This is a genomic window from Chlamydia abortus, assembly GCF_002895085.1.
GTDB lineage: Bacteria > Chlamydiota > Chlamydiia > Chlamydiales > Chlamydiaceae > Chlamydia > Chlamydia abortus.
The window spans coordinates 283,420-296,530 of sequence record NZ_CP024084.1 but is presented as its reverse complement, the minus strand read 5'-3'; the positions used below and the strand labels follow the sequence as shown (position 1 = coordinate 296,530).

Here is a 13,111-nt window from a genome sequence, read left to right as displayed (position 1 = left end):
GAAAATAAGTATCTCTATGAAAATGAAATTATCTACTCTCTTAAACGCTTATCTTCTTACCTCTCTCTTGTCTTGTTTACCTCTATTCTCAGAAGCCTATCTAAAAGATATAGATGCTTTAAATGAGCAATTGCTCGGATATGAACATCTTTTCGATCTAGAAATGTTCTCAAATATCTCGGAACCACAAAATACTCTGAAGGGTTTGAGATCTTCTTCTGGGTATTGTACCATTGAGAATTATAACAATATTGCCTGTACAAAACAGGTAGCAAAATCCAACGGGGCCGTTTTCAATGCATCATCCCTTACTTTAAGAAACAACACCGGCGATATAAAATTTATCTGTAATTCTACAAATGCAAAAGGCGGCGTGATCTGGACTTCAGGCAGCTGCAATATTAGTGAAAATTCATCAAGACAATACTTCATTAATAACCATGCTATTAACATCGAAAGTGCACAATCAAACTCTACCAACTTCGGTGGAGCGATATGCTGTAAAACATTTGAATTAACTAAAAATTGTGGCCCCATTTGCTTTGCAGACAATATAGCACAAATGAATGGCGGGGCCATTTCTTCAGATGAATTACTCAAAATCAGTGAAAATTCTTCGCCGATTTTATTCTTGAATAATCGTGCTTTTTTTCGTAACGCTCGCATGACATCTCGAGGTGGCGCCCTATATTGTCAAAATTGTGAAATCTCTGCAAACTCCGCCCCCTTATACTTCATTTCTAACTCTTCTCCTATTGGAGGAGCCTGTTACGTCACTCGCACCCATACAATTAAAAACAATACAGGCGCGATTGTCTTTTCAAATAATTTTAGTTCATGCAATGACACTAAAGGGAGTAATAGCTCCGGAGGAGCCGTTACTTGTACAGACTTAAATATAGAGGATAATCCCGGGCCAGTTTACTTCAACAACAACATAGCATACCGTAACGGTGGAGCTATATATTGTACTCGTGTAACAATTAAAAATAGCGGCCCCGTTCAATTTGCTAATAATCAAAGTAAATGGGGAGGAGCTATACTCATCAACCATAACGGATCTTGCGATATATCAGCCGATTATGGCGATATCGTCTTTGTCAATAACTCTGGTATAGGAGACTTTGACTTGTTTAAGAACTCACTGCATTGCACCAGAAGCGTAACATTAAAAGTTGGCGCCAAGAAAAATTACGCTGTAAAGTTCTATGACCCTATCGAATGCCAATACTACTCTCCAAGTGTTGTTTTCAATGAGCAAGAAGACCAACAAGGAACTGTTCTCTTTTCATCGATGTTCCTTCCCTTTTCTTCTTCTAGACATGTCAGGGATTATACCACCTATATCCGTAACCCGATAGAAATTAAACACGGCATCTTGGCTGTTGAAGACGGTGCTTGTATTGCCATAAACAAAATTACTCAAGATAACAGTATCTTACGTCTTGGTAATGGCGCAGGAATTCAAACTAATGAGTTCTTTACTACACGTCTAGTGAATAACCTCATCATATCCTCTCCAGAAGAAGGATCAGAGGCTGAGCCTGGTTCAGCACCTACTGCCCCGAAGTCTTCAGAAGAGCCGGCACCCAGATCTATAAATGCTGATCTTCAAATTACGCGTCTTGCTTTAAACCTGCCTTCACTTTTACAAAAAGGTGCTAAAGCTCCAAAAATTTGGATTTATCCCTCTGCGACTACGAGTAACGGCATAACTACATATTCGGAAGATGATACTTCATCAGCGACCCTTTCCGGACCCCTGCTTCTTTTGGATAGCGAGAATGAAGATCCTTACGATTCTCTAGATCTCTCCATTGGCATCACGCGTATCCCTCTCCTCTATCTTTGCGATAACGCAACTCCGAAAATTACAACTACAGCTTTGGATATCGAGGCTATTAACGAAAAACAACATTATGGATATCAAGGAGTCTGGTCTCCGTATTGGGAGGAATATAAAACTACAGCAAATGGGAAAACTCCTGAAACTACAAATACAAATCACAGATACCTGTATACGAATTGGACGCCTACCGGCTACATCCCCAATCCCAAATATATGACCCCGCTGATTGCTAATGCTCTCTGGGGGACTTTGTATACTACTCTTTCGGGGCTACGTACGCTACCTTCTTCCATGACTGCGCCTACCTATTTCGAACTGGGTGGCCAAGGCTTGGTTACGGCTATCCACCAAGCGAATCGCCTAGGTGTGCCAGGATTCCGTATGGAGTCCGCAGGATATTCCGCAGGAACAACAGTAACAACAACAAACAACCATAGGGTATCTGTATCCTTTGCTCAACAATCCGTTCATATAAAAGAAAAAGAGTCAAAAAATAAGCTCTCTTCAAGAAATTACTTCGGAGGTACGCTCATACAGATGCCTTGGTTGGATGAGAGTATAATTACATCAGCATCTCTAGCCTATAATTATGGATCTCATACAGCAAAACATTTCTACGTAAAAGACGACAAAGAGTCCGAAGGGGATTTCTACACTCACAGCTTTGCAGGAAGTGTTAACTGTATCTTCAACCTCACTCCCATTACCAAAGACTTTTCAATAACTCCATTTCTAGAGGTTCTAGCATTTAGAGCGACTTTATCCAGCTTCGTCGAACATGGTGATTTCCCCAGGGCATTCACCGTAAAACGGCCGTTAACGAATATTTCCCTACCCACGGGCCTCATGATACAATGGACACGTAATGCTCAACTTCCCACTATCTGGCAAGTGCAACTGACGTATCAACCCGTTGTATTGAAACGTCACCCCAAGGTATTGACAACACTACTCGCAAGTAAGGGAACATGGTCTTCCTTAGGAACGCCAATCTCAAGACATGCTTTTGCATACAAAATAGGAAATGAAAGTCGAATTTTCCCCTATCTGAAAATCTTTCTCAACTATCAAGGGGATATTTCCTCTTCTACTTTCTCTAATTACCTAAAAGCAGGAAGCTCGTTAATCTTTTAGAAATAGAAAACAAGGCTGTAGAACAACTCTATAGCCTTGTTAAGTCCTTATTTACGTCTGCTTTTCCAGGCATTACTAATACCACTTTGCAGCTGACGTAGCAGTTGCATCACCCGATTATTTCCATAAGGACTGGGTGGTGGTGTTTCAAGAGGAGGTAACGATGGTAAAGGTCGACCCTCCCGAGCGTAACTCCGTCTCGCTTCTTCAAGACCAAAATCTGCAGAACTCTGAGTTGTCCATATGCCTTCGCGCATTCTGTCATTTTCCTCAATTAACCTATCAAAATAGGCTGCTGAAGAAACAGCAACTAAAGCATTGCCAAATCCAGGAGTTACGCCAAGAACGCCGCCACCTCGTATAGCACTTGGTATCATATAACCTTGATCATCTACTTCATTCAACAAAGGAAAAGGCCTAGGAACATCATACAGATCCGAAGCACTTCCTGGAACGTCATATATAGGCGAAGATCGTGGCGTATCATATACAGGCTCTTCCTGAGTATTGCCTTGTTGCCCACTCATATCCTCATACACCACTTCATCGTCCTCTACGGGCGTACTGCCCAAGCCCCTAGGATGCATCGTTTCATAGACCGCATCTTCCTGCGTTCTTGGAAGAAAATTCCTCACAGGAATCTCCTCATACACCACGTCGTCTCTGTTCTCTGCTAGTTGCTCATCATCTACTCTGAATCCCTCCCCAACACGAGTCATATAGACAACTTCAGGAATGCCATCTGCCCAAGCCTCTACTACACTCCTAGGAATAACAAAATTCTCCTCGGACCCATCTGAACTGCTCGAATCGGTGTACTGTGTAAGCAATTCTCTTGCTCCTGGATAGATATCAGCATCATTGATGGGTACATGATAATGATCCTCTGTTACAGTACCTCGACGCCTGACGAATTCGCCTAACGCTCTTAAACCACTTCTTACTAAACGAGATAAAGCAATTAAACTATTCCGGATCACAGTAAGAATGCTTTGGATTCCTGAGAGGAGCCTATGCATAGCGCTAAGAATGCGTTCTCTTAACTGGGGAGTGACATTGTCTGAAATCCCAGCATCCAATGAGGCACGCATGCTCTGCGCTTCTTTTAAGACTTGCTGTACTTCAGGGCTGAGATCGCCTAAAATACTATTAGCATTATGTCCCGTATCCATCATACGCATAAGATCTGCTTCAGAAGCTTGGGATACATCCTGATCGCTATCTAAAAATATCGCCTCTCCAATTTCATCCCTATGGTGTACTGAAGCCGTCTCATCAAAAGAACCATCGAGTAAGCTATATTTATCATAAGACGAGGTCGCTCCCGAAGACAACATATCTTGAATATAGCCTTCGTACGTATCCCGATATTGCGCAAATAGAACACGCTCGCTTTCATTATCCGTTTCATTCATCATCTTAGCGAACCTGTCTGCCATATCTTGTAATTCACCAAGACTCAAACCGACTCTACCATCGACAGGCTCTTCTTGTTTCCTATTAGCGTAATCCCACCAACCGCGAACACGCTTGGCTAATCCTGGAGAGCCTGAAGTCTTCGATGACGATTCTGCATCTGAAGAATGTTCTATATCGACCAATTCCCCTACAGCCACTTCTTCTGCATCTGCAATATCTGTGTCTCCTGAATCAATCCGCATTCCCCCTTCTTGGGATTGGAAATGCGTGCGTAAAGCTCTCGCCTCGGGAAGACGTCTACCATATTTTTTATACCCAGAAATCTCCGGACCAGAAATCTCTGTCACAGATTCCTTCTGTGTTTTCTTTCCGAATATTCCCTTTACGGCATCCCACATACGTCCGAAGAACCCAGATTTGGTGCCCTCACTTTGTGAAACAGATGATCTCGATGCAACTTCTTCAGGATTATGTACCTGAAAACCACTTTGCATTAACAATTGTGCTCTATCTTTTACTGAGCTGGGGCTGTGTTCACCGGCCTCATTCCCATAAACTATGTTATGCCCTCCGAATTGATGCGCATCAGAACGCTTATCATCGTCATGATCATGAGGAGGGATGTTTCTTGGTCCTCCACTACCTCCAATTCCGCTTACCCCCGCCATATGTGTGCCTCTTGTATAAAGATAAAAAATAAATTATTATTATTCTAATTTTATCAACATCCAATTATTAAAAAAATAAATTGATAAATTTTTCTTGTAAAGAGAATAGGAAGGATAATTATAGTGTAATTAGATAAAGAGAAACTCGATGGAGATGATACGGCAACTCTATTTTAGATAAGCCTCTAAGTATCAAAAGCATCGGCAAAGACATCGTCATCCCCATCCAGATCTATAACCGCATCCAAATCATCTAAATTCGCATCAACGATAAGATCTTCTGTAGAAATGTCTATTTTTCTGGAGATATCGCTTAAATAGTTTCTGCGTGAGTATAAACGCTCTCTTAACATGACCAGACGATTATACAGCCACGCTGTAAACTTCTGTAAATACATAGCGGCTCCTATGATCATCAACGTCGATCCTATAGCCAAGACTCCAGCCATAATCGGAGCTAAAGTAGGAATAAGAGTCAGAAGCATAATTCCCACCCCAGTAACGACAAAAATCCCAGCCACGATCACACTGTTTACCCCGCGGCCTTTCTCAAAATTCGCGATTTCTTCACGGATAGCACGGTCTGTCTCCAGGATGGTATCTTTTCCCACATGTACCCAAGCTTTATTCAGCTCTGTTTTAGAAAAACCTGCTCCCCCAATGAGCTGTTTTTTAAATTGAGATTTTGCTTTGGCTTCTTTCCAACGGGCTTTAGCAATACGTAATCGGGTCTTGCATTGAAATACATTATACACCAAACCCGAAGAGGCCATGGGCAAAACGGTGGAAGCTACCGAAGATCCTGTAGTCGCCACAAGGAGGACTTGTAATGCTGGCATGCCGACAAATCCTGCAGTAACAACAGCGGCTAACCCCGCAAGCACAAGCAAAACAGAGAGAGCAAAAATCACTTTTTGCCCGGGAGTTAACGATAAACGTTTATCTATTTCCTCAGCAGTAATTCTCTGATCCTCTACAACCTTTTCAGTTTTTACGAAAGTCGAGGTTTCCTCTTCTATGTCTATCTCTTTCTTGATGATTTTGTTTAACGGCTCTTTGGCAATCTCGTGAGCTCTAAGATCTTCATCACGAATATTCTTCAACCCTGTATCAAGGAAAAGAGCTTGATTTTTTTGAGAGTCTAAAAAACTCTTCCACTTTCCGATACTACTGTGCAGTAACGTTTGTAAAACTAATCCTATCCCCATGGAAATGAAAGGAGGAGCAAGCACAAGCATGGCTGTGGCAGGCACCCCGCCTAAAACTACCGTACCGACAATAGCAAGAGTAATCCCTAAGGCTGCAAAGCCCACACCTACGACTAAAAGACTCAGACTGATCCGATGTAACTTCTTAGCCTCTTGCATAATTTCTATACGTGTTAAAGGCTCTCCGGACGCCGCCTTTTCAGAACGTGCAAATTTGATGTATAGATAATGTGCTAGGCTTGTAAAACCGGATTGGCTACCCTTAGAATAAGCCGCTCCACCTAAATTCCCGACAACGCCACCGTAACCTCCGGGAATAAAATGAGCGCCTACCTTCATAGCTAAGCCTAATCCGATAAATCCGATTCCTATACCTGCAGCACTTTTTATCCTTTGTTTTTCGGACATTGTCGGAGCAAAAAGATCACGAACCTTATTGACGATGTTTTTCATGACAGAAAAACCCCCAAGAGAAACGCCTCCTAAAGCGATGGCCAAGACAATACTCTGAGGCACTCCAGGCGCCAGGCAAGTTAAAGCAACAACCACCACCACCATAGCTAACGCAAAGACCATCAATCCCGCTAATAACCCTACAGAATGAGAAAAACTCCTTTTATCTTGATCGACTTCATTAGCAGGCACAGCATCATGTAAAGGTGCTCTTACCTGTTTATCCTGAGATATTTGAGAGAGACCTCTGGCCCCTAAAATCTCCAAACTTTTGTGATCATCGCCTGGAATCCTAGAAATCGACATAAATTAAAAAATAAAAATAAAATTCACTATTAATTAATTATAATCACAAATCTAGATATCAAACACTGGTCAATTTCACAAATAAACCACAACAAAAATAAACAAAATTATTTAAAACGTAATTAAATAGAAGATTGTTAATTTACAAAATCAACATGGAAAATCAACGTGGCCAGAGGAGGGAGCTCGATATCTATCCCCCAGGAGACGTGCTGATCTAGACAAAGAACTGGCTGACGGTTGCCTTTCCCTGAACCCCCAAAGCAACAATCATCGCTATTAAATAGGAGTTGGCAGGAGTGAATGTCCTGACAATATAGAACATAAGAAGGAAAATATCCCGAACTAAAGTGGTGGACACACAGTAAAGCGCTACTTCGATCTTCTCCTGAAAATCTGTAGTAAGCGATCACATGATTTTCAGTATCTTTAAAATCTACCCAACGGAACGACCCTTGCTTACCGTCTCCTTTCCAAAAATACGGCAGGTCGCAATATAACGCGTTCATCCGTGCTACGCACTTGTGTAAATACGCGTGATCGGGGTGATCTAACAGATGCCAATCTAAAGGGCTGTCCGGGGTCCATTCTTTTCCCTGAGCAAATTCCCCGCCCATAAAAAGAAGTTTCTTCCCTGGTTGGCATATGTGATAGCTAAGCAGCAAACGCATATGAGCAAACTTTGTCCAGGTATCGCCGGGCATTTTTTGTAAAAGGCTACCTTTACCATGGACAACCTCATCATGAGAAAGAGGCAGGAGGTACCTTTCGTTAAAGGCGTACCAAAGGCTAAAGGTCAGATCCTTATGGTGATACGAACGAAATAGAGGATCGACCTGAATATAACGAAAGGTATCGTGCATCCACCCTAAGTTCCATTTATAATCGAACCCTAACCCTCCTTGGGCGACCGCCTGGGTCACCTTCGGGAAATCTGTAGATTCCTCAGCAAATGTCAAAACCCCGGGGAATTCTCTATGCACGACAGAATTCAAGTGTTTGATGAACTCGATAGCCTGGAGATTCTCTCTACCTCCATAGATATTGGGAGACCACTCTCCTTCTTGACGGCCATAATCTAAATACAACATTGAGGTTACGGCATCGACGCGTAAACCATCTATGTGCATTTTATCTAACCAAAATAGAGCGCTGCCTAAAAGGAAATTCACGACTTCATTGCAGCGATAATCAAAAGTATACGTACGCCAATGGGGGTGTAATGGCTCGTGATTTTCTATAGATTCATACAGAGCTTCTCCGTCGAAATGAGCTAAAGCAAAGCCATCCGTAGGGAAGTGTCCGGGCACCCAATCTAAAATCACCCCGATATTTTCCCTATGGAGGTGGTCCACAAAAAACTGGAAATCTTCGGGTGTTCCATACCGACACGTAGGTGCGTAGTATCCTGTGACTTGATATCCCCAAGATTCATTTAAAGGATGTTCTGTAACTGGCAACAGCTCCACATGCGTATAATGCATCTCTTTGCAATAGGCAGCGAGTTTCTTTGCCAACTCCCGATATCCTAAGGGTTTACCCTCATGCCACTGCCACGAACCTACATGCACCTCATAAATGGCCAAGGGCTGATCGCCTCTGTGTTTACGCTTTTCCATCCACGCGGCGTCATGCCATGTATAGCGATCACTATCCACAACGCGAGATGGCGCATGAGGAGGAACATCAAAACGTTTCCCATAAGGGTCAGTTTTGATCAGTACCTCTCCAGAAGCGCTAACAATTTCCCATTTATACAGAGTTCCTTCTTCAAGACCGGGGATAAATAACTCCCAAATTCCTAAATCGGAGACTTTGCGTAAAGGATTCACAAGACCATTCCAAAAATTGAAATCGCCGACAACAGATACACGTTGTGCATGCGGAGCCCAAACAACAAAAAGCACCCCGGAAATTCCCTGAACATTATAGGGAATCGCTCCCATACATTCATAAATCTTATAATGCGTACCTTGATGAAATAAAAAAGAATCGACTTCTCCCCACAAAGGAGGAAACGCATAAGGATCGTGAGCTAATAGGCCATTTTGATGATAGATACGGTAATCCTGAGGGAGAGTCCCCTTAGGAGCAGTGAGAGAAAATATTCCCGAATGATGGTGTTGTGCGTGCGCTATATTTCCCTGAAGTTCTACAACTACAGAATGGGCCCCAGGACGAAAAAGAATGATTCTATCTTGTGAGGAGTTTTCAGAAACAATCCCTAAAAACTTATGAGGATTGCTCTGCCTTCCAGAAACTAATAAGGAGACGTCTTCAGAGTTTACAATCCTCTCGACCATGGAAAAACTATCTTATTTACGGAAACAATCCCATAAATACGTAGTTTGGTTTTTTATCTCCATACTTTCTCCTAAAGAAACTGTAGACGACCCCACCAACTGTTTCTTTTCCCATTGGCGTAAACGACAACTAGATAACTCTGAAGAAACACATAAAAGAAGCTCGGTGTTTTCCTCAGCGTGTAAACAGACACGCCGTACTGTCTTCTTACTCCATTCTACTGAAATTTTTCCCATTCCCTTCAGGTGGACATGGATCAACCTCCCACAAGGAAACTCTGGAGGTAATGAAGGAAGAATCTCCACAATCTCTTTATCCCGCATAATAAAGAGATCGCGCAACATCGCTAAACTGTAACTCAATAAAGAAAACGGTACCTTTTCTCGCCCTTCTTTGTTTGGCATCTCTTTAAGAATCCCCTGGTATTCTGTATCGTAAATCCTAGGTAAGAGGTTCTCGGAAAATCCTGCAAAATATAACGAAGATAGCGCAGAGTAAATTTCTGTTTTTTTTCTTTCTTGAATTTTTTGGTATGCGGTAACGAGAAGTTTTCCACTCCCCCGTTTCAGGCATTCTTCATCTTGTACATCTGTGGGGATAAGAGCACCTAACCGCAACCATAAAGGAAGGATCTCTTTTAAATCTCTACGATAACGTATTTTATGCAAATCTGCATGTTTATGCACGCCTAGAGAAAGTAACGGCTCGGCAGAATCTGCACAAGGTAATTGACCTTTCAAAGAATCGACTTTTTCCCCAGAGGGAAGGATGTAGTATTTGTATTGTTCACAAACAACGGCAAGACCTCCACGATGCAAATCTTGAAATACAGCAAAGCGCTTTAAAGGTCCCTGAGCGTTGACATAACCCTCATCCAGAAGTTCATGTGTAGGCGAAAATATGCGCCATACTGTAGGAAATACCTGAGCATACCATGCCGATCCCGGAATGGGGAGGCACATGCCAGGAATTAACGTATACGGTCTAAAACTCTGTGTTATTTTAATCATACACGTTTTCCTTTGAGAATATCTTCTTCGACACTCTCGATACGGACATCGATTAATGTATTCACAGAAACATCAGGATCGGCAGGGAAACCTACCATATCAAAGTAGGAAGAATGGCCATAGGCGATGCCTTCATCCACCCTTTCCACAAGTACCGAAAGTGTATCGCCTATACGTCGCCTCTGCTCTCTATAAGCCACCTCTCGTGCTACATGAGCAAGATGCTTCTTCCGTTCGTTAATTACAGATACGGGCAGTTGAGAAGAAAAGGTGTAGGCTTTTGTTCGTTCTCTAGGGCTAAAAGGAAAAATATGGACTTTAATAAAACCCACGTCTTCTACAATGCGCAAAGTCTCTTCAAAATCCTGATCTGTTTCCCCGGGGAAGCCCACGATGACATCTGTCGTGAAAGTATATTGCGGATCCGCAGAACGTAAAGCCTCTACACAATCTAAAAAATCTCCCCGGGAGTACTTCCGGTTCATCCTTTTTAAAATCGCATTAGAACCCGATTGCAAAACCAGATGCGAAGAGTGACACGTATGCTTGCCTGATAATAAGACATCTCGCAGGTCGTCCTGCACATCCTCGGGATCTATAGAAGAAATCCGTATTCTTTCTATACCTGGGATCTCGTCTACCTGACTGATCAGATAAGCTAAGGATTTTCCCTGATCTTGATAATCGCCAACATTAATCCCCGCAATCACAACTTCACGATACCCCTGCGAAACAAGACCCGATATCTCCTCAAGAATTTCCTGAACAGGACGTGAACGCGACCGACCACGTAAATACGGGATAATACAATAGGAACAAAACGAGTTGCACCCATCCTGAACTTTGATAAACGCTCGCGATTTCCCTGAAAAACTACGAATGCGAAATTCTGGAAGATCTTGAATCGAGGGAAAGATCTTTTCCATCAACTGATGCTTGTCTTTGTTAGAAACAAGAAGACATTGTCTGTCTAAAGAATAGAAAAATTCCTTATCAGCCTCTCCCAAACACCCCGTCACCACTAACAAAGCATCGGGATTTTGTCGACAAACTTGACGTACGGCGTGACGTCCAGAGCTTTCCGCCGATCCGGTAACTGCACAGGTATTCACAATACACAGATCACAGGGAATCTCAGGATCTGTGATTTCGCGGTACCCTAAGAAGTTTAACTGATCCCGGTAACTCTGAATTTCATATTGATTTACACGACACCCTAAACAAACAAGTTTAAATGTTCCCTTTACTTCTATTACTGTCATAGGTTGCTAATGAAATCTGAAAAAACACAAAGACAGTATTCTAAAGTATCCCTACTTTTCCTCACTAATAAAGATTCTCTTTTTTCTTATTCGCTTGTAAAGGAACTCCCTAAACGCAAAACTCATCTTCTATGGGCTTTGGAGAAGGACGTTTACGCATAATAAACTGTTGGTATTTTTTCCCGAGCTCTTCGGGTAGATAAGCGTCTACAATTAAAATATCCTCTTTACGACGATGCGCTAAGACCAAACCTGCATCATACAGCTCGGTAAATTTGCCATAATCCTTATAGGAAAATTTTAATGTAACTTGAGGAAAGCCTTCCGTAATGATGTCAGTCATCGCCTCAAGAAGATTTTGAATTCCCTCTCCGGTTTTTGCCGAGATGACGACAGCACGTGGTGAGAGCAAACGCAACTTGGTAGGCGCCTTACCCTCGGGAAGCTCATCGATCTTATTTAACACTGTGATGATTTTCGGATGGTCGACTCCTAATTCTTTTAAGATCTCTTGTGTGGTTTCTATATGCTCAAAAGCTAAGGGATGCGAAGCGTCCACAACATGAAGTAAAACATCCTCATGTAACGCAGCTTCTAAGGTACTTTTAAATGCTGCCACAAGAGTATGGGGCAATTTCCGGATAAACCCTACGGTATCTGTAACAAGAACACGTTGCCCACTAGGAAGAACACACCTACGTGTTTTCGGATCTAAAGTCGCAAAAAGTTTGTCCTCAACGTAAGTTTCCGCAGAAGTTAAAAGATTCAACAAAGTACTTTTCCCAGAATTGGTATAACCAATCAAAGCAAACGAAGGAATGCCCCGTTTTTCTTTAGCCTTGCGCTGCTCTTTTCTTTGCTTTTCTACGGATTTAAGATCCAAAGTTAATTTGTGAATTCTTTCACGAATCATCCTTCTATCTAGTTCGATTTGCTTCTCCCCTTCGCCCTTAACAAATCCTCCGCCACTGCCACCTCCGGATTTTTGACGTGATAGGTGACCCCACATCCTTTTTAAACGAGGGAGCAGGTAGCGTGCGCGTGCTAATTCTACCTGAAGTCCTGCTTCTGCAGTAAAAGCTCGGTTAGCAAAAATCTCTAAGATTAACTCCGTACGATCTAAAACCACGACGCCTAAACGCTTTTCTAAATTCCTCTGCTGTGAAGCGGTGATTTCTTCATCAATAATCAAGGCACCTATCGTAGGAAATACTTTTAAAACCTCTTCGATTTCTAAAAGCTTGCCTTCATTTAAATATGTCGAAGAAGAAGGAGATCGCAAAATCCATGAACGTGTTTCTAACACGGTAATCTCACAAGATTCTGCAAGAGAAACTAGCTCTTCACTATGTTCTTCCACACGCCGTTGGTCCTCTTTCCCTGAATAACAAGAAACCGCCAAAGCTTGGGAAGGATCTTGCTCTTCACGAGGAAGAGAAAAACGCCATCCTAAAGCACTCTCTCGACTCTTTTTCTCTTCTTTTCTCTTTTTTTTCAC

At 42.4% G+C, this 13,111-nt stretch carries 7 protein-coding genes; 1 reads left to right on the top strand and 6 read right to left on the bottom strand.

The features are described from left to right. Positions 1-16: 16 nt before the first annotated feature. Positions 17-2,983, top strand: coding sequence for a polymorphic outer membrane protein middle domain-containing protein (locus CHAB577_RS01440; protein ID WP_011096945.1), 2,967 nt, complete (start codon positions 17-19; stop codon positions 2,981-2,983). Positions 2,984-3,030: 47 nt separating this feature from the next. Here the strand turns inward: CHAB577_RS01440 and CHAB577_RS01435 are convergent, their stop codons facing one another. The 6 genes from CHAB577_RS01435 to hflX form a co-directional block, all read right to left on the bottom strand. Further along, complete coding sequence (locus CHAB577_RS01435) at positions 3,031-5,070, bottom strand: hypothetical protein (RefSeq protein WP_011096944.1); 2,040 nt, start codon at positions 5,068-5,070, stop codon at positions 3,031-3,033. Between the two features lie 185 nt (positions 5,071-5,255). Further along, positions 5,256-7,037: a hypothetical protein gene (locus tag CHAB577_RS01430; protein ID WP_011096943.1), complete on the bottom strand. Its 1,782-nt coding sequence runs from the start codon at positions 7,035-7,037 to the stop codon at positions 5,256-5,258. A 137-nt stretch (positions 7,038-7,174) separates the two neighbouring features. Then, positions 7,175-9,340: a 1,4-alpha-glucan branching protein GlgB gene (gene glgB / locus CHAB577_RS01425; RefSeq protein WP_086393196.1), complete on the bottom strand. Its 2,166-nt coding sequence runs from the start codon at positions 9,338-9,340 to the stop codon at positions 7,175-7,177. A gap of 12 nt (positions 9,341-9,352) precedes the next feature. Next, positions 9,353-10,351 (bottom strand): hypothetical protein, encoded by a 999-nt coding sequence (locus tag CHAB577_RS01420; protein WP_011096941.1) that lies wholly within the window; start codon positions 10,349-10,351, stop codon positions 9,353-9,355. Then, positions 10,348-11,613, bottom strand: coding sequence for a tRNA (N(6)-L-threonylcarbamoyladenosine(37)-C(2))-methylthiotransferase MtaB (gene mtaB, locus CHAB577_RS01415; protein ID WP_011096940.1), 1,266 nt, complete (start codon positions 11,611-11,613; stop codon positions 10,348-10,350). Before mtaB ends, CHAB577_RS01420 begins: the two co-directional genes overlap by 4 nt. 109 nt (positions 11,614-11,722) lie before the next feature. Beyond that, positions 11,723-13,111 carry a GTPase HflX gene (gene hflX, locus CHAB577_RS01410; protein WP_006343921.1) on the bottom strand — a complete coding sequence of 463 codons (1,389 nt, stop codon included), beginning with the start codon at positions 13,109-13,111 and terminating at the stop codon, positions 11,723-11,725.